Annotated in this window: 14 protein-coding genes; 6 read left to right on the top strand and 8 right to left on the bottom strand. The window is 43.1% G+C overall.

Features of this window, described 5'->3' with window-relative positions:
• From ACL9RF_RS06300 to ACL9RF_RS06290, 3 genes are all read right to left on the bottom strand, one after another.
• Positions 1–501: an RNA polymerase sigma-70 factor gene (locus ACL9RF_RS06300; RefSeq protein ID WP_422799751.1), complete on the bottom strand. Its 501-nt coding sequence runs from the start codon at positions 499–501 to the stop codon at positions 1–3.
• Between the two features lie 76 nt (positions 502–577).
• Positions 578–811 (bottom strand): transcriptional repressor, encoded by a 234-nt coding sequence (locus ACL9RF_RS06295; protein WP_422799750.1) that lies wholly within the window; start codon positions 809–811, stop codon positions 578–580.
• A gap of 11 nt (positions 812–822) precedes the next feature.
• On the bottom strand, positions 823–3,261 hold the full coding sequence (locus ACL9RF_RS06290) for a TonB-dependent receptor domain-containing protein (protein ID WP_422799749.1): 2,439 nt from the start codon (positions 3,259–3,261) through the stop codon (positions 823–825).
• A 352-nt stretch (positions 3,262–3,613) separates the two neighbouring features.
• Here ACL9RF_RS06290 and prpB point away from each other — a divergent pair, with 352 nt between their 5' ends.
• Genes prpB through ACL9RF_RS06275 form a run of 3 tightly spaced genes read left to right on the top strand, consistent with a single transcriptional unit; the run spans position 3,614 to position 7,140 of the window.
• Positions 3,614–4,510, top strand: a complete 897-nt coding sequence (gene prpB, locus ACL9RF_RS06285; protein WP_422799748.1) for a methylisocitrate lyase — start codon at positions 3,614–3,616, stop codon at positions 4,508–4,510.
• Positions 4,497–5,645: a bifunctional 2-methylcitrate synthase/citrate synthase gene (prpC, locus tag ACL9RF_RS06280; protein ID WP_422799747.1), complete on the top strand. Its 1,149-nt coding sequence runs from the start codon at positions 4,497–4,499 to the stop codon at positions 5,643–5,645. The genes prpB and prpC overlap by 14 nt, the downstream gene beginning before the upstream one ends.
• Before the next feature lie 43 nt (positions 5,646–5,688).
• The gene (locus ACL9RF_RS06275; RefSeq protein WP_422799746.1) at positions 5,689–7,140 is read left to right on the top strand and encodes a bifunctional 2-methylcitrate dehydratase/aconitate hydratase; all 1,452 of its coding nucleotides are present in this window, start codon (positions 5,689–5,691) and stop codon (positions 7,138–7,140) included.
• Positions 7,141–7,162: 22 nt separating this feature from the next.
• Here the strand turns inward: ACL9RF_RS06275 and ACL9RF_RS06270 are convergent, their stop codons facing one another.
• A complete protein-coding gene (locus tag ACL9RF_RS06270) occupies positions 7,163–8,392 on the bottom strand; it encodes a 3-hydroxyacyl-CoA dehydrogenase family protein (protein WP_422799745.1) in 1,230 nt (409 codons plus the stop codon).
• 6 nt (positions 8,393–8,398) lie between these two features.
• Positions 8,399–9,562 (bottom strand): acyl-CoA dehydrogenase family protein, encoded by a 1,164-nt coding sequence (locus tag ACL9RF_RS06265; protein ID WP_422799744.1) that lies wholly within the window; start codon positions 9,560–9,562, stop codon positions 8,399–8,401.
• Between the two features lie 248 nt (positions 9,563–9,810).
• Between ACL9RF_RS06265 and ACL9RF_RS06260 the strand changes: the two genes are divergently transcribed.
• Positions 9,811–10,989 carry a thiolase family protein gene (locus ACL9RF_RS06260; RefSeq protein ID WP_422799743.1) on the top strand — a complete coding sequence of 393 codons (1,179 nt, stop codon included), beginning with the start codon at positions 9,811–9,813 and terminating at the stop codon, positions 10,987–10,989.
• Positions 10,990–11,084: 95 nt separating this feature from the next.
• Here ACL9RF_RS06260 and ACL9RF_RS06255 read toward each other — a convergent pair whose 3' ends face one another.
• From ACL9RF_RS06255 to ACL9RF_RS06245, 3 genes are read right to left on the bottom strand one after another with little or no spacing between them, the layout of a single operon-like run.
• Positions 11,085–11,771, bottom strand: coding sequence for a hypothetical protein (locus ACL9RF_RS06255; RefSeq protein ID WP_422799742.1), 687 nt, complete (start codon positions 11,769–11,771; stop codon positions 11,085–11,087).
• Between the two features lie 7 nt (positions 11,772–11,778).
• Positions 11,779–12,525, bottom strand: coding sequence for an LVIVD repeat-containing protein (locus tag ACL9RF_RS06250; protein WP_422799741.1), 747 nt, complete (start codon positions 12,523–12,525; stop codon positions 11,779–11,781).
• Between the two features lie 5 nt (positions 12,526–12,530).
• On the bottom strand, positions 12,531–13,094 hold the full coding sequence (locus tag ACL9RF_RS06245) for a hypothetical protein (protein ID WP_422799740.1): 564 nt from the start codon (positions 13,092–13,094) through the stop codon (positions 12,531–12,533).
• 430 nt (positions 13,095–13,524) lie between these two features.
• Between ACL9RF_RS06245 and ACL9RF_RS06240 the strand changes: the two genes are divergently transcribed.
• Both ACL9RF_RS06240 and ACL9RF_RS06235 read left to right on the top strand, forming a co-directional pair.
• A complete protein-coding gene (locus ACL9RF_RS06240) occupies positions 13,525–16,644 on the top strand; it encodes a SusC/RagA family TonB-linked outer membrane protein (protein WP_422799739.1) in 3,120 nt (1,039 codons plus the stop codon).
• A 39-nt stretch (positions 16,645–16,683) separates the two neighbouring features.
• A complete protein-coding gene (locus ACL9RF_RS06235; RefSeq protein WP_422799738.1) occupies positions 16,684–18,177 on the top strand; it encodes a RagB/SusD family nutrient uptake outer membrane protein in 1,494 nt (497 codons plus the stop codon).
• Positions 18,178–18,231: the final 54 nt, after the last annotated feature.

Here is an 18,231-nt window from a genome sequence, read left to right as displayed (position 1 = left end):
TTACAGGTTATAATATCCTTGTTCTAACTCCATTTTTAAGGTTAGTAATGCTTTACTAATATGATATTCAACAGCGCGTTCGGATATTAAAAGCTCTTGTGCAATTTCTTTATTGCTTAAACCACGCTCTCGACTCATTTTAAAGACATGCTTACATTGGCGGGGCAAGCTTTCCACAATACAGTTCAATTTATAACGTAATTCTTTAACCTGCAACTGCTGATCTTCATACTCAGTATCCGACTGCGATAAGATAAGGTCGTGATGCCGTTGTCGCGTCGTCTTATTGCGCAAGAACTCCAAAGATTTTAATTTTACAGCACGTATCAGATAACGTTCAGCATCTTTAATATTTAGCTTATCACGTCTTTCCCATAGAGATTTGAAAACATCCTGCACAATTTCTTTGGCATCCTCTTCCTCTTCCGTTGTCTTTAGCGCAAAAGCAAACATCCGTTTCCAATACAATTGAAAGAGCTGCTCGAAAGAATCTCGATCCATATTAAAGGATGTACTATGTTTTGTGGTTTCCAAATCATCACAAAGATACATTTATTTAGAATGGTTATAAATAATATTAATTTGTTTTTTCTAACCTACTGGTGTTCAAGTAAAAATAACGCTGCCTTTGTGCCTTTACATGCTGGAATTTTAAGATGCCACTTAAGCAAAGCCTCCGAATATTACTATAAACTGCTGCATAGCTATAGCGTTTACCACCGTTGTTCAGTGCCAAGAAGATTTCATTAGCATCCATCTCGCGTTTCGAATCATTTAATAGGGCTACAATGGCCATAGCGGTGTTTTTCATACCCTCCAAGGTTAAGAACCAAAACGATAGCTTAGGCTAAGTTGCACTTTTCTATTATCTGGAAACTCCTGGTAAACAACCACGAGATCGGCATTCGTACTAGTAAAGCCAGGTTTAGCATTTCGGATAAGGCCATTGGCCGCAATTTTAACCATTGCCTTTTCCTTCCATAATTTTTTCTCTAGGGCAATGTCCAACCCATAGGTTTTCGCTTTCTTGCGTATGCCCTGTAGTACAGGAGCGTTATAATACCCCAATATTTCGGAGCGCATCTCCCAAGGTAGGCTAAGGCTGTGCTTCGTATTTAAGGTCCAGCTATATCCAGCGCGGGAGAGATATATGGATCCAGCCTCCCCGGAGTACGCATTGTGAAAGGCATTGGCATAGTGACTCGCATTCCACCAGCTATTGAAATTGTGCGTATACATTACACTCAGGTTATAGTTTCTATATTTACCAATATTTTCAGGTTTGCTTTGCGTTTGGTTAGCCTGCTCCCCAGGCGTAGCTATATAATTGATAACCTGGTTTGTTTGTGAAAAACTAAAGGTGGTAAATAACCTACTCTTAAAACCGTGCCCCAGCTCTAAACTATAACTGCGTTCGGGTTTTAACGTCGGATTACCCAGGGTATAATTAAAAGCATCTTCGTATACGCGGAATACATTTACCTCATGATCACCAGGTCTTTCAATGCGGCTGCTGAAGGAGGTGCGTAGCGTGTTTTTTTCGTTCAGGTTATACAATACATAAGCATTGGGAAAGAGGTTAAAATACCGCTGATTATCCTTCTTCTGTAAGGTCTTTTGATCGGCGCCCAAGTACGTATACTCTCCCCGTAAACCCGCTTGATATTCAAAGGCTCCGGATTTTCCAGCATACATGACATACAAGGCTTCAATATGTTGCGTATACCTAAAATGGTTACTGCTCCCCAGGTCGGGCTGCCACTGCTGTGCAGCTACCAAGGTGTCGTTTATCATTTTATTATTGATATACATATGCGAAGCCTTCCAACCAAATTCCAGTTTTGCCTGATCGGAAAGCGGATGGCTATAATCTATTCTAGCGCTGTAAGTAGTATTACTTAAATCCTGTATATTTCGCCGCCCACTGTTTCTAAGTAACGTATTTTGATTTTTCAGGCTTGTATTAAATACATTATCATAATCATTGCCATGAGGGGCAAAGTCTACGTTAACTTTTAAGAAATGGTCCTCCTTTTCATATTTCCTTTGGTAGTTGAAGTTAAAGGTATGGTTTTCGAAACCCTCGTCGAAGAAGCTCGTGGTTTTCGCCCATTGTTTTTCGCGGTTTACCCGGTCAATTTCCATATCCGCAATTGCGTTATAGATAAAATTTCCTTTTATAAAGTTGTAACTGAACTCCATACTGCTTTTGGGTGAAAACTCGTATGTAAATCCTGTTCGTAAACTATAAAAGCGCCCAGGATCCAAAACCTTGTTTTCAGTTTGTGTTTGGCGGCTTGTAAGCTGACCGTTATCATAAAACGACCTCCAAGTATTAGCATGATCCCTGGAAGCCTCCTGTCCGAAAGAAAAGTTGGCGAACATATTCATCTTATCCGTTTTATAATGTAAACCAAGGCCAGTGCTCCCTTGTTGGCGGCGTGATTTGCTGCCACGAACAAAAACATCGCCACCCCAGCCGATATTTTTATTCTTTTTGGTGATGATATTTATAGCACCTGCCGTACCTGCAGCATCCTCCTTGGCCGAAGGATGACTGATCAGCTCGAGCTTCGATACATCACGTGCCTGCATACTGCGCAATAGATTTACCAGTTGGTTTCCGGTTAAATATACCTCGCGACCATCGATTTTAACATGGGCTCCTGCACGTCCTTGAATCGTGAAGTTGCCCTTACCATCGTTCAGGATGCCAGGTGTCTTTTCTAAAAGTTCCAACACATTGTTGCCCTCCGCGACCACCGAACCTTCAACCTGCACCACCATTTTATCGGCATACTGCCGGATACTGGGTGCTGTACCCTTCACCGTGACACTTTCAATTTCTACGTGGCTATCTGGTAAATAAACAGGCGTTGCCGTGATGGTTTCCTTGTCTTTTAAAGGGTAGGGCCTGCTGGTTATGGTTTGAAAACCTATACCACTATAGTGTAACAAGTAATCGCCGTGGCGATTTACAGTAAACTGAAAAAATCCATTTTCATCCGTTTTCTGCTGCTGTACCAGGCTCGAGTCGGGCAGCGCCAATAGCTTGATGTTTACCTGTTCTAGGCTTTTATTGTGGGTGTCGAATACGCGTCCGGATAGTATAGATTGTGCCCTTGCATCGATTCCTATTAGGCTTAGGCCTAATAAAAAAGCCGCAGTTTTGCTTATAGGCTGTCGTCGCATCTTATGCTGGCTGCATAGGAACGATACAGAGCGCTGGATATATGGTGTTTTACCGTCTTTTTTATACATTATTTTTTTAATTAGACCGATTATAAATAACCTACTTATATATAAGTTGCGCAACTGCGGGTGTACCGAATGTTTAATTCTATTTTTATTTAATTTTTTTCCTTGCAGTAAACACAGGGAGTCCTTTTTTACCGTAATATGCGGTTTTATGCGATTCTTTTTTTTTCCACCTACTCCGATCAAACCTGAGGTAGTTTGTCTTTTAGCGAAATAATCTTCGGACATTTCTGTGGTTAAGAAATTTTATATACCTTTAGTATACTTAGGTTTTCACTACTTATACTTAAGTAAATACAACGGAGGAGCAAGCTTCTGCGTTATGATAATTATAAACTTTTTTAATAACATTTCTATGACGCAAACAGCAGGAGACCGTTTTAGGCTTGCCCTGGCGACTGAAAACCCTTTACAAATTGTTGGAGCAACTACTGCAAACCATGCCCTGCTGGCGCAGCAGGCGGGCTTTAAGTCCATTTACCTGTCTGGGGGTGGGGTGGCAGCAGGTTCCTTAGGGATTCCTGATCTGGGAATTACAACCTTGAATGATGTTTTAATAGATGCAGAGCGGATTACGAATGTTTGTGACCTTCCTTTATTGGTCGATATTGATACAGGATTTGGGCCCTCTGCTTTTAATATATCCAGAACCATTAAATCCCTTATAAAAGTTGGCGCAGCTGCCGTGCATATGGAAGATCAGGTTGGTGCAAAACGATGTGGGCATCGACCCGGTAAGGCGCTGGTATCGATGGGTGAGATGGTCGATCGTGTAAAAGCGGCCGTAGATGCGCGTACCGACAGCACTTTTGTAATCGGTGCGCGTACCGATGCTTTGGCCTCCGAAGGTATAGAGCAGGCTTTAGCGCGTGCAGTAGCGTATACGGAGGCTGGTGCCGACTTTATCTTTGCTGAAGCTGTGCACGATCTGACGCAGTATATTCGTTTTGTCGAGCAGACCAAGATACCGGTATTGGCCAATATTACCGAGTTTGGAGAAACACCACTTTTTACGGTCGAGCAGTTGGCACAGGCGGGGGTGGCGATGGTGTTGTATCCACTATCTGCGTTCCGGGCAGCAAACAAGGCGGCGGAGCTTGTATATAGGCATATCCGTACCGATGGGAGCCAGGCAGCAGTGGTCGAAACGATGCAAACACGAAAGGAGCTGTATCAGTCTATAAATTATTACGATTATGAAACCCGATTAGATAACCTTTTTAATAGCGCAAAAGATAATGGAAGCAAATGATTTTGGTTTTAAACCTAAAAAAAGTGTAGCTCTTTCAGGTGTAGCTGCAGGGAATACGGCCTTGAGTACGGTTGGTAAAAGTGGTAATGATTTGCATTATAGAGGATATGATATTTTGGATTTGGCCGACCAGGCGACTTTTGAGGAGGTGGCGTATCTATTAATCTATGCCCAGCTGCCTACCCAGGCACAGCTAAAAACATACCAATCGCAACTTATAAGCCAGCGTGGTTTGCCCTTTTCTATTCAAAATATTTTAAAGCAGCTATCGGCAACAACACATCCTATGGACGTGCTACGAACCTATGTGTCGGTATTTGGTAGCATACAGCCCGAAAAGGAGGATCAGCCTTTGTCGGCAACACGGGATATTGCAAATCGGCTGATGAGCTCGATGGCCTCCGCCTTGTTGTATTGGTATCATTTTAGTCAGCATGGTCGTGAAATTACTGTCGAAACTAGCGACGAAACTTTAGGGGGGCATTTTTTACACCTCTTACACGGGAAGGTGCCGAGCGAATCTTGGGTTAAGGCCATGCAGACGTCTTTGAATCTGTATGCTGAACACGAGTTTAATGCCTCTACCTTTACTGCTCGTGTTATTGCCGGTACCGGTTCGGATATGTATTCGAGTATTACTGGCGCTATCGGTGCTTTGCGAGGTCCGAAGCATGGTGGTGCTAATGAGGTGGCTTTTGCGATTCAGACGCGTTATGCGAATGCGGATGAGGCGGAAGCTGATATCCGTAAGCGCCTGGCAAATAAAGAAGTTATCATCGGTTTTGGCCACCCGGTGTATACCCTTGCCGATCCTCGAAATGAAGTGATCAAAGCGGTAGCCAAAAGATTATCCGAAGAGGCGGAGGATAGAACGCTATTCGCTATCGCCGAGCGTATCGAACAGGTCATGTGGGAAGAGAAGAAGATGTTTCCTAACCTGGATTGGTTTTCGGCAGTGGCTTATCATTTAATGGGCATCCCTACGGATATGTTTACCCCTTTATTTGTGCTTTCACGTATTACAGGCTGGTCGGCACATATTATCGAGCAGCGCCAGGATGGTAAAATTATTCGCCCAAGCGCCAATTATATCGGTCCGGAAAATAGAACCTTTGTGCCCTTATCCGCGCGATAAAAGGGAGAGTAACAACTATAAACTTTAAAAAAATACCGAATTTATGTCGTCATCGATTTCGAATATTAGACCACAAGCGGATCAGGTGCTTGTGGACATTGCAGATTATGTGCTGAACTATAAAATTGATACTGATTTGGCCTGGAAAACGGCACATTATTGTTTCCTGGATACCATAGGTTGTGGTTTTGAGGCTTTAACGTATCCTGCATGTACCAAGCTTTTGGGCCCAGTGGTCGCGGGTACTGTGGTGCCCCATGGAGCGAAGGTAATCGGTACTGCCTACCAGTTGGATCCTATTCAGGCTGCTTTTAATATAGGTACACTCGTTCGCTGGTTAGATTTTAACGATACCTGGTTGGCGGCCGAGTGGGGGCATCCTTCGGATAACTTAGGCGGTATTCTGGCGGTTGCAGACTGGTTGAGCCGAACGCGAAAGGCTACCGGGCAAAATGGCCTTACGATGGAACAGGTTTTGGAGGCCATGATTATGGCGCATGAGGTACAGGGGGTTCTTGCCTTAGAAAACTCTTTTAATAAGGTGGGCTTAGATCATGTTATTTTGGTTAAAGTAGCTTCCACGGCTGTGGTCGGTAAGCTGTTGGGCTTGTCGCGCGATGAATTGATTCAGGCGCTTTCTTTAGCTTTTGTGGACGGACAAGCATTGCGTACCTACCGACATGCGCCGAATACAGGGAGCCGCAAGTCTTGGGCTGCTGGCGATGCCACCGCAAGAGCGGTACGTTTGGCACTGATAGCACAGACGGGAGAGATGGGGTATCCATCGGTTCTTACAGCTCCGGTATGGGGGTTTTATGACGTTTCTTTTCAAGGAAAGCCTTTTGTTTTTCAGCGCTCCTACGGCTCTTATGTTATGGAGAATATTCTTTTTAAGATTTCCTTCCCTGCAGAGTTTCATGCACAGACGGCCGCTGAAGCGGCTATGCAGCTGTATAGTATATTAAAAGAAAAGGGATATGCTGCAGCGGATATTGAACGGGTTACCATTCGAACGCATGAGGCTGCAATTCGTATTATTGACAAAAAAGGACCTTTGAATAACCCTGCAGATCGCGACCATTGTATACAGTATATGGTGGCAGTGCCGTTGCTTTTTGGTCGTTTAACAGCCGAGGATTATGAGGATCATATTGCTCAAGATCCTAGAATTGATGCGCTACGTGAAAAAATAAGCTGTGTGGAAGACCCTACTTTTACAAGCGATTACCACGATCCAGCAAAGCGGGCTATAGCGAATGCTATACGTATCGAATTAAAGGATGGCACTGCCTTGGATGAGGTAATGGTGCACTATCCGATTGGGCACCCCAGACGTAGAACGGAAGGCATCCCGAACCTAGTGGCGAAATACAAGCATAATCTAAAACATGTTTTTGCAGAGAAACAGCAAGAGCAAATCTTAAAACAAACCTTGGATTATGACACCTTTATAAAAACCGAGGTTAGTAGCCTGGTAGATTTATTGTCGTTGTAGCTACAACGGCAATAAATTTTGTTTACAGGTCGATGCGCTCAAATTCCCATTGGGGTCCGTAGGGTCGAAAGGATTTACACTGCGCTGTGAACCTATCTATTCCGATATGTCGGATGTACTGAAATACACCCCCTGTTGATGCAGGGTAACCTACACCTAAAACTGACCCGATATTGCCATCTAATTCGCTGGCTATAACCCCTTCTGCTAAACAACGGTAGCTGTCCAGGGCCATACTATTTAGTAGCCGTTGTTGGATAATTTCCGCTGATAGGGGGGAGAGGCTGGGATTAATATCTACATCCGTCCAAAGTTCCTTACCCTGGTTGTCTTCCGTATAGGTGTAAAATCCTTTACCAGATTTCCGGCCACGGCGACCCTGTTGAACCATTTTGCTAAGGTAGGTATAACAACGCTGCTGGCTAAGGTTTAGGTGAGGGAGCTGTGCATAAACATGCAGCATTAGCGGAATCGATATTTCATCCAGTACAGCCAATGGCCCGATGGCAAATCCGGCATGCTTAGCCTCCAGCTCAATCTGCTCGGCGGCAATACCCTCCATACGCATGATAATGGCTTCCAGTAGGTAGTTAAAAAATATACGTGAAGTGAAAAATCCGGGGCTGTCTTGCACGATAATCGGAGTTTTCCCTAAAATATGGCTTATGCTTATCGCCTTTTGTAAGGTCTCTGCACTGGTTTTTTTTCCGACTATAATTTCTAAAAGCGGCATACGATCTACGGGAGAAAAGAAATGCATACCCAAAAAAAACTGGGGAGCGGGTATCGCCTCCGCGAGATCACTGATCGGAAGCGATGTCGTATTGGAAGCGAACAAACCGTTTTTCTTGAGGTATGGAAAGCTCTCCATGCTTACGGAAGCCTTAAGTTTTTTATCTTCAAAAACCGCTTCTATAATAAAATCTACACCCTGTAAATCGGCGATGTTTGCGGTAGGCTGAATTAAGGATAAAAGCTGTTCCTGCTGTGCTTCATTGATTTTGCCGCGTTCCAGCATTTTGATGCAAGTCTGCTGCGCATGGTTTTTCCCCGCTTCAGCCAGCTCTAAAGACAGCTCTTTAAGAATCACCTGTAAGCCTGCTTTTGCTGCCACAAAAGCTATCCCTGCACCCATCATTCCGGCCCCCAAAATACCAATCTTCTGGGGCTTGTAGGTTGGATGTTTACGACTTTGTGTTTGTTGCAATACCTGATTTAGCAGCGCTGGATCGATTTTATTTTGTGCAGACATAGTTTTTTATTTTGTGTTATACTGTATTTTGTCGATTGTGGTTTTTGCAATGATTTCTAGCATAATTTCGGAAGTCCCTCCAATGATAGTGCCTACACGGACGTCCCGATACAAACGAGCAATTTTATAATCCTCGGTAAAGCCATAGCCCCCAAAGAGCTGTAGGCATTGGTTTACAACCCGTAACGCAAGCTCAGAGGCTTGTAGCTTGGCGATTGAGCATTCCTCAACAGCATATTCCCCCTGTTCTTGCAGGCTACAACAATGGTAAACAAAAGCGCGTGTTGTAGCGATATCAGCCACCATTTGTGCTATTTTATGGCGTAAAACCTGAAACTCCTGTAATTTTTTGCCGAAGGCTTCTCGTTTATTTACATAATCTAAGGTATACTGTAAGGCTAAATCTGCCGTTGCCAGGCTATGTATTGCTGCCGTCAGGCGCTCCAGTTGTAAACCATCCATAAGGTATTTAAACCCTTCCCCCGCCTCACCGATAAGATGAGCGACAGGCACTTTAACCTGGTCAAAGCCGAGCTCGGCCGTGTCGGAAGCTAACCAGCCCATTTTTGTAATCTTCGTTGCTGTAAGTCCGGCACTCTGCCTATCAATCAGCAGCAGGCTAATACCCTTAACACCCTTTTCAGGATCCGTTTTTACAGCAGTAATATAAAAGTCGGCATTAAATCCGTTTGTGATAAAAGTTTTGGATCCGTTTACCAGGAAATAGTCGCCATGCCGTACAGCCGTAGTATGTATATTTTTTATATCCGATCCTGCTCCAGGTTCAGTTATGGCTACCGCCGAAACCATATCGCCCGCAATAACCTTCGTTAGGTATTGCTGTTTAAGTTGCTCTGTGGCATATTTTAATACATACGGAGCCGACATGTATTGGATAACCAGTGCAGAAATGGTAAAACCACCGGAAAAACAGTACGAAAGCTCTTCGCACAAGATTAGCGAATAGTAAAAGTCTAAATTCATTCCACCATATTCCTCCGGGTAATTGAGGCCCATAAAGCCCATATCGCCCATTTTTTTCCATATCGATTTATCGATGGATCCTTCTTTTTCCCATTGGTCTATATGGGGGAGTATTTCTTTACGAATAAAGGCTTTTAGGGTGTCCCTAAAGGAATGGTGTTCCACGGATAGTTTTGTGAACTGCATAGTTTATAATTTTATAGGGTGTTAACACCAGGTTTTGTTGTGGAAAAAAAACCGATGCGCTACCAACGAATATAAGCTTAAATTTTGAAAGGCAATAATTATAGAAGGTTAAAAATGCGGATTTTTTCGCTTTCGCAAGTAGGTTTATTTTTATTACCTTTAATACATGGAACTTAATTCTGTGATAAGAGGGTTTTTCCGAATATCTGAAATTAAGGGCATGTATACAATTATAAACGAGGAATAGCATGGCAAAAAGAGTTTTTATTGTAGCCGCACAACGTACGGCGATAGGTAGTTTTGGGGGAGCATTGGCTTCCTTTACGGCGAGTGAATTGGGGGCGAAGGCGGTATCGGCAGTTTTGGAACAAGCCAAACTGCACCCCAATGAAGTGGATGAACTGCTGATGGGCTGTGTTTTGCAGGCCAATGTGGGGCAAGCGCCAGCACGCCAGGTGGCCAAGTATGCCGGTTTACCGGATAAGGTAATTGCCACTACGGTAAATAAAGTATGTGCCAGTGGCATGAAGGCTATCAGCATGGCTACGCAGGCCATCTTATTGGGCGATGCCGATGTCGTTATTGCTGGAGGTATGGAGAGTATGAGTCAGGTTCCGTATTATGTGCCGGCGGCGCGATGGGGCGCTAAGTATGGCCAGCAGCCATTGCTGGACGGCCTACAGCGCGATGGCCTGAGCGATGCCTACAGTCAGGATGCCATGGGGCTATTTGGGGAGCTATGTGCCGAGAAGTATGGGGTGTCGCGGGAGGCTCAGGATAGCTATGCCATAAATTCGTATAATCGAAGTAAAATGGCATGGGAGCAGGGGAAGTACGACAAGGAGGTCGTTCGCGTGACGGTCACGGGGCGTAAGGGTACGGTTGACGTGATACGCGATGAGGAGTTTGTTGCCGTCAACGTTGATAAGTTGCCCACCTTGAAGCCTGTTTTTAAGCAGGGGGGCACCATTACCGCTGCGAATGCATCTACGTTGAACGATGGCGCCGCCGCGGTATTGCTGGTGAGTGAGGAAAAATTAAAGGCTTTACATCTAAAACCTTTGGCCGAAATTGTTGCCTATGCGGATGCCGAACAGGCACCGGAATGGTTTACAACAAGCCCTAGCATAGCTACGGAAAAGGTGCTGTACAAGGCGGGACTAAAACTGGATGATATTGATTTTTTTGAGTACAACGAGGCCTTCGCTGTTGTCGCACTTGCTAATATGCAGATTTTGGATATTCCACTTAAAAAGGTTAATGTTTATGGCGGTGCGGTTTCCTTAGGGCACCCCTTGGGCTGCTCTGGGGCGCGTATTGTCGTAACCCTTTCTTCGGTGCTACAACAGGAGGGCGGAACATACGGCTTAGCGGGCATCTGTAATGGGGGAGGTGGCGCCTCGGCTATGCTGATTAAAAAGCTATAAAAATGAAGGGCACAGTATTTTGCTGTCTTTGCTGTCTTGGCTGTCTTTGCTGTGCCCGGTAACCTGTTTTTTTTCTTATGCTGCGTGGTGTACTATCATTTGAAACGATAACCGAAGCCTACTTTTAAATCGATGTAGGGTAGTATACCTGATTTTCGATTTGATACGCCTAATATTTCATCAAAATTATTATGCCCTTGGTAATAGAGGTCGCCTCCAGTACGGATATGGTTTTGGGTTAGGCCAAAACTATAGGCTACATCAAACAGGAAATTCTTCTTTTTCCCTACATAACCCTCGATACCTAATGTTGCCATAAGCCCATAAGAAATATTCTGGTAGCTGGTATAACTGAATTGCTGATAGCGTTCCCTTTCCATTATTGATCCTATGGTTCGCCAGGATTGCTCCTTGGCTTTGTATATTTTGAAAATAGGACCCCCACCCATAAAAAATGAAGTATGCTTATTGGGTTTTTTACGATTGGGATAGTAGCGGATTTCCGGATTAAAACGTAGGCCATTTCCGGATGAATAATCGTCGCTGTTTCTGATTTCTTCGGTCACATCAAACAAAAACGATATATTGGTTTGTATACCTAAAGTATTGCTTATATAGTAAAGATGCGCGGCGGTGGCACCGCCTTCAAAAAGGTTTAAATTGCCGTATGCTTTTATGACCTGTTGCCCTTTACGGATCGCTGTGTTTTTTGTGTTTTCCTGTGCAGATAAATTGCCGATCATCGCCGCCATACACAGACAAATAAGATTTATATTTTTCATAAAACGGCTATTTTGCTAACATTATAAACTGGGGATTGGTGGCTATGCTGATATCGTATATCGCCATACCTTCCGCGACCATCGCAATCAGCGTGTTCTCGTGGATGAGGCAATCTTTAAAATTGTAACCTTTTTCTAACCGGAGTATACTGGGTGATTTGGGTTGTTGAATATCGACCAAAACAAGGCCATTGTTGCCGTCGCAGATATACAGGATTTTGTTTTTAATACCTAAACCATGGGGTTTTTTTAAGGCTAGACGACTTATTTCTAATGGCTTGCTGCTGTCGCTTACATCGTAAACCAATAATGCATTTGTATTGCCGCCACATGCAGCGCCAGAGCGAACAGTAACATAAGCGTAATTGCCCTGTGCTACAACCGGATCACAGGCGCGTAAATGCCTCGCTTCCCCTTTAAATTCGGGTGTGGCGGGTTGCTGAAGGCTATAGATGTACATGGCTTGGGTAGAGCCGATATATAAATTCCCTCCATACGCATAGATTGTTTCAATCTCCCGTCCGATGTTTATCGCCGACTTCAGTTCTGGTTTTCGGGGGTCTGCAAGGTTAAAGGTTTTTAAGGTTTCTTCGTCAACGGTATACAGGTAATCGTCGACAATTGTAAAGCGTGCCAAGGAACCCCCTTTGCCTGTACCAGTTTGCGTTTCTGTCGTGCTACTATCTTTTTGGCAGGAAAGGCTCGTTATAAAAAGGAGCATGCTGATTATAAGAAGAGGTTGTTTAAATTTCATAATTTCTAGTATTTGCAAGTGGCATGTATATGTTGTTTCCGTTCCCAGCCTATAACTATCCCTTTTCGGGAATCTACACATTCAAAATACCCATGTTCTGGTGGTAGGTTTGTCTGGGCAGTATGAAATACTTCTTTTATGCGGCTAATCTCCTTTACATTATTTATCGTGCTGAGGTCTAAACTTACCATATCCTTAAAATTATTGGTATATAATACCCCATTCCGAATGGAGATCTCTTGTGCTCCGTATACTTGAATAAAACTATGGGGTACGGGTTTATTGTTTTTGATTTCATAAATATGGATGCCTTTTAAGGGTTCTAATTGGAATAGGTAGGTATTCCAGGCATAAATTTTGCCGCCATGCTGTGTTTCCTGGACGCCTATAGATTTAATTTCTTTAATCTTGGACGCTTCTATATACTGAGGTACCCAAACTTCATCGCGTAGGGCTGGGGCTTTTTCTTTTGAACAACAGAGTAATTGGCTGGATACTACTAAAATCATCGTTAATGATTTCCAGCTTATACCACCAGATAATGTCAGGTGGAGGGGGTGTTTTTTCATAATCGGATTGTTAACGCCTGCCGTAAAGCGGTTAGGTGTAGATGCTAAAGTTAGTTTTAATTCTAAGCCGAAACGAGCCTGCTGTGGGTATCGCTACACTTCATTAATTTTTAAAATTAAGACTTTTATCTTCGTTCGCAATGAAATTATTTTTCTAAACCGCAGCTAAGGAATTCTTTTTGAAGCTGTTATTGCCGAAGTGATTTTGGTGTTTTAGTGCTTCCAACTCTGCTATATCCTTTTAATTAGAAAAAATATTGTGCTGAAAATTAAGCAGTTAATTAGTTGTTTAGTTAATTAGACTACCATTTCTATAGATTTATTGTATATTCGCCCCTTCAAAATAAAGACTACAATTAAAGTAGTCTTTGAGGTGTACTAAAACAATTTATTTATCATTACATACAACAAATAATTAAGATTATTATCCATGCAAAAAACAACCAAATTAATCTTTGCTTTACTCACCCTTATTTTTTCGGTGTGGGGAACGGATTTTGCACAGGCCCAGCAGCGGGTAATTCGCGGAAAGGTATTGGATGCGGTCACTAAGGGGGCCCTTTCTGGTGTCAACGTTCAAGTTGTGGGGCAGTCGCAGATTGCGAACACGGATGCAAATGGAAAATTCACCGTTTATGGTAACGGTTCTGAAGTTGTCTTAACAATTTCATATTTAGGCTATGAGAGTCAACGCGTAAATGCAGGCTTGGAAGAGATTCAGGTTGCTTTGGTTCCTGCAAGTAAAGACTTGGACGAGGTAGTCGTTGTAGCTTATGGTACATCCAAAAGAGACAATATTACGGGGTCTGTTTCTACGATCAGCAGTAAAGCTTTTGAAAATAGACAGGTAAGTAGCTTAAGTAAAGGTTTGGAAGGGCAGGTTCCAGGTCTTCAGTCTGTTGCTGCTTCAGGACAGCCTGGTACCGATGCGGCGATTCGTATTCGCGGTATTGGTTCTGTAAATGCATCTAGCGCACCCTTGTATGTTGTAGATGGTACACCTTATATAGGTGATATCAATGCGCTAAACCCTAACGATGTTGTATCGGTTTCGGTATTAAAGGATGCGTCTTCCAGTGCACTGTACGGTTCCCGTGGTGCCAATGGTGTTATTATTATTACCACGAAAAAAGGTAAAAGTGGTGAGAATAGCGCTATTAATTTGAGTTATACGCAGGGCTATTCTAGCCGTGCTGTGCGCGATTACGACCATATGTCTACCGACCAGTATTTTGAATTGTATTGGGAAGCATTACGTAATAAGAACTTAACGAATGGTTTAACTAACGAGCAGGCGGCAAATAATGCAAGTGCAACAATATTAAGGGATTTGAATATTAACCCTTATGGGCCGGATTTTTCAAAACCTGTTGGTACCGATGGTAAGTTGGTTGCCGGCGCTAAACCACTATGGGATGATAAATGGAAGGATGTGTTGCAACGTACGGGTATACGTTCGCAAGCGGATTTAAGCTTTAGCGGTGGCGGACAAAATAGTACGTATTATATTTCTGGGGGTTACCTGAATGATAGGGGTATTGCCATAGAATCGGGTTTTAAAAGGTACAATGTGCGTGCAAATATTGAGGCAAAGGCTAAACCTTGGTTAAATACTGGGATAAATATTGCGGTTTCTAGTTCCTTGCAGAACTTCCCGCAATCGGAAGATAGCAATACCGCAAATATTGTCAACTTCAGCCGTTTGGTACCTTCTTTTTACCCTTACTATGAACGGGAGCCAGATGGAAGTTATAAACTGGATCCGCTAACGCATGAGCGTATTTATGATTTTGGTCTTTACAGGCCGAGTGGGGCTACTCCACGTAACAACCTTGCGGCATCGTTGCCGTTGGACAAAAATGATATCCAAAAGGAGAACCTTACAGGGCGTGCTTTCTTAGAAGCGATAATTTCCAAAGATTTGAAATTTAGAACCGTGTATAGTTTGGATTATATCAATACCAATAATCACTATTATACCAATCCATTATATGGTGGTGGTGTCGATGGCGGTGGCTCGGTGAGTAAATCCAACTCGCGCGTGGTAGGGCAAACGGTATCTAACCAGTTGACATTTGATAAGCAATATGGGGATCATCATATTAATGTGTTGGCAGGTCAGGAGTATTATGTGTATGGTAGTGGTAGCCAAAGCGGTAGCCGTAGCCGTTTCGTATTACCTTATATGTATGAACCTATCGCTGCTTCCCAGTTAAATAGCTTTACGGGTTCTTCAGTAGACTATAGATTGCTTTCGTTCTTTGGCCGCGCCGAATATAACTACGCCGGCAAGTATTTGTTGTCGGCCTCTTTACGTGCCGATGGATCGTCTCGATTCGATCCTAATACGCGTTGGGGTAAGTTTTGGTCTTTTGGTGGTTCGTGGAAATTGAAACGTGAAGATTTCTTGAAGGATGTGGATGCCATTAACCAGTTAACCGTACGTGCAAGTTTTGGAGGGCAGGGTAATGATGGCTTAGGTACGTATTATGCATATCAGGGTCTTTATAGCATTAATAATAGTTTAGGAGCCGGTGGTACGGTGACAAATAGGCTGCCAACGCCAGATTTAAAGTGGGAAACTAACTTAAACTTTAATGGTGGTGTCGACGTTTCGGTTTTAAAAAATAGAGTATCCCTATCGTTAGAATACTTTATCCGTCAGAGTCAGGATTTATTGTTTACCATGCCAATGGCCCCTTCTACAGGATATTCGGGTTTTGACGCTAATATTGGTGGTATTAAAAATACAGGTATCGATGTCGATATACGTACAATTCCGGTGCTTACACAAAACTTTAGATGGAACTTGGATGTGAATTTTTCGCATTTTGTGAATAAAATTACCTCATTGCCTTTGGCACCGGGTAAGAAGGGAATTCCGAGTGGTAACAAGTTCTTACGTGTAGGGGGTTCTATTTATGACTTCTATATTCCGGAATGGGCTGGGGTTAACCCTGAAAATGGTAGGCCGCAGTGGTATGTTGCGGATGCTGATGGGAATAAAACGGGCGCTAAAACTTCGGAGTATAAAGATGCGGGTTCATTTATCACAAGCTCGGCTTTACCTGATTTAGTTGGTGGTATACAAAATACGTTAACGTACAAAAACTTTGATTTCGCGGCTTTGCTGAGTTATTCTATAGGTGGTAAAATTTTGGATGGCGATTATACGCAAATTATGCATAACGGTAATATTCCTGGACGTGCCTGGAGTAAAGAAATGTTAAATCGCTGGACGCCGGAAAATACCAATACCGATGTGCCAAAGTTAACAACTGATGCGACAAACTGGACTTCAACGTCTACGCGTTTCTTATATAGTGGCACGTATGCACGCTTGAAAACGGTTTCTTTAGGCTATTCGTTACCATCAACCATCGCATCGCGTTTAAATATCAGCCGTTTACGTGTGTTTGCTACTGCAGAGAACTTATTGACATTTTATGGTCATCAGGGAATGGATCCCGAACAAACATTAAACGGTGCTACATATTTCCGTTACCCGGCTATGCGTACCATCTCTGGCGGTTTGCAGTTGTCATTCTAGTGTGATAGATACTTATTTTTTAATAGAAAAAATACTGATATGAAATTTAAATTACCTTATATAACCCTGGTCGCAGCAGCTCTTTTATTGAGCTCTTGTAAGGAGACTTTAACGTTGAATCCTACGACGTCTGTGGCGGATTCGGAAATATATAAAACAACAAAAAATGTACAGACGGTAATCAACGGTACATGGCGCTACTTAAATGATACCTATTTCACCTTTGCTAATCCGGGGTATAGTGCGGTGATGCGTACTTCTGATGCGATGGGAAATGATATTGCGGTTACGACAAAATATGGATATAATGCGGCGTATAGCTTTACTGAGATGTATGATATTCGTAATTATAGAGTAAATTCATTCTGGACCTTATTTTATAAGGTTATCGACAACGCTAATAATGTGATTCAGAAAGGGGAGGGTGCTGAGGGGCCGGATACGGAGAAGAACATCAATAAGGGGCAGGCTAAAGTGTTGCGCGCTTTTGCATACCTTAATCTAGCGTCTTACTATCAATTTTCGTATCAGAAGGATAAAAAAGCACTTTCTGTGCCGATTTATACTGAGCCTACAACAACTTCGACGCAGGGGAGACCTAGAGCAACACTAGAGGACTTGTATACGCTAATAATTACAGATTTGGAGGATGCGACGCAATTATTGAAAGATTATAAGCGTTCGAATACCGAAAAATATAAGATTAATGCGCAGGTGGCGCAGGGCTTATTGGCACGTGCCTATTTGCTAACTGGCGAGTGGGAGAAAGCTGCATTGGCCGCAGAAAAGGCGGAAAATGGTTATGCCCTTATGACAGAGTCGGCTTATCAGGATGGGTTTAATGATTTATTGAACTCGGAATGGATATGGGGGCACTTGCAAACTACAGACCAGAGTACAGCAAGTTATACGTTCCATTACCTGGATGTTTCCTCTTCGGTTTCCTACTACTTCAGTTTTATGGCAGATCCGTATTTTAAAAATTATTTTGACGCGAATGATGTTCGTACGAAACTTTTTGAATGGGATACCAACCCGGGACGTGAAGGCTATTTACGGTATAAAAAATTTAGATTTAAGCCCACAAATATCGGTGATATCGTTTACATGCGTTCTGCAGAAATGGTCTTGATTGAGGCTGAAGGGTATGCACGTGCTGGAAAGACCGATAAGGCTGTCGCTGCATTAAACAGGTTACGCAGCGCGCGGAAAGCTTCGCTATATGATGCTACTGCGGCTAAGGATTTGTTGCAGGAAATTTTGTTGGAGCGTAGAAAAGAGCTTTGGGGTGAGGGCTTCTCCTTATGGGATATTATCCGTACCCAGGGTAAAGTTTCGCGTAAACAGTATTTAAACCCGGATGGTACGCCGATAAAGGTATCTGTTACCTTGGCAGATGGTTCGGTGAAGGTACTGGACGGACAAGGACACCGGGTGGTGAAATTTCCAAATGGAAAAGATTTCTCCGAAAATAGTGATTACTATCTATTTGCTATTCCGTTTGCAGAGCGTGAACAGAATCCAAACTTATAATACCAAAAAGGCTATCGGTAAAACGATAGCCTTTTTAGTTATATCACCGCTTAG

Source organism: Sphingobacterium sp. Mn56C (assembly GCF_049319645.1).
Taxonomy (GTDB): Bacteria; Bacteroidota; Bacteroidia; order Sphingobacteriales; family Sphingobacteriaceae; genus Sphingobacterium.
This window is presented reverse-complemented; position numbering and strand designations above follow the sequence as displayed.

Excerpts from the sequence above, each read along its gene's own strand:
- ACL9RF_RS06300 (WP_422799751.1), bottom strand. The coding sequence starts at position 501 with ATGGATCGAGATTCTTTCGAGCAGCTCTTTCAATTGTATTGGAAACGG.
- ACL9RF_RS06295 (WP_422799750.1), bottom strand. The coding sequence starts at position 811 with ATGAAAAACACCGCTATGGCCATTGTAGCCCTATTAAATGATTCGAAA.
- ACL9RF_RS06290 (WP_422799749.1), bottom strand. The coding sequence starts at position 3,261 with ATGTATAAAAAAGACGGTAAAACACCATATATCCAGCGCTCTGTATCG.
- prpB (WP_422799748.1), top strand. The coding sequence starts at position 3,614 with ATGACGCAAACAGCAGGAGACCGTTTTAGGCTTGCCCTGGCGACTGAA.
- prpC (WP_422799747.1), top strand. The coding sequence starts at position 4,497 with ATGGAAGCAAATGATTTTGGTTTTAAACCTAAAAAAAGTGTAGCTCTT.
- ACL9RF_RS06275 (WP_422799746.1), top strand. The coding sequence starts at position 5,689 with ATGTCGTCATCGATTTCGAATATTAGACCACAAGCGGATCAGGTGCTT.
- ACL9RF_RS06270 (WP_422799745.1), bottom strand. The coding sequence starts at position 8,392 with ATGTCTGCACAAAATAAAATCGATCCAGCGCTGCTAAATCAGGTATTG.
- ACL9RF_RS06265 (WP_422799744.1), bottom strand. The coding sequence starts at position 9,562 with ATGCAGTTCACAAAACTATCCGTGGAACACCATTCCTTTAGGGACACC.
- ACL9RF_RS06260 (WP_422799743.1), top strand. The coding sequence starts at position 9,811 with ATGGCAAAAAGAGTTTTTATTGTAGCCGCACAACGTACGGCGATAGGT.
- ACL9RF_RS06255 (WP_422799742.1), bottom strand. The coding sequence starts at position 11,771 with ATGAAAAATATAAATCTTATTTGTCTGTGTATGGCGGCGATGATCGGC.
- ACL9RF_RS06250 (WP_422799741.1), bottom strand. The coding sequence starts at position 12,525 with ATGAAATTTAAACAACCTCTTCTTATAATCAGCATGCTCCTTTTTATA.
- ACL9RF_RS06245 (WP_422799740.1), bottom strand. The coding sequence starts at position 13,094 with ATGAAAAAACACCCCCTCCACCTGACATTATCTGGTGGTATAAGCTGG.
- ACL9RF_RS06240 (WP_422799739.1), top strand. The coding sequence starts at position 13,525 with ATGCAAAAAACAACCAAATTAATCTTTGCTTTACTCACCCTTATTTTT.
- ACL9RF_RS06235 (WP_422799738.1), top strand. The coding sequence starts at position 16,684 with ATGAAATTTAAATTACCTTATATAACCCTGGTCGCAGCAGCTCTTTTA.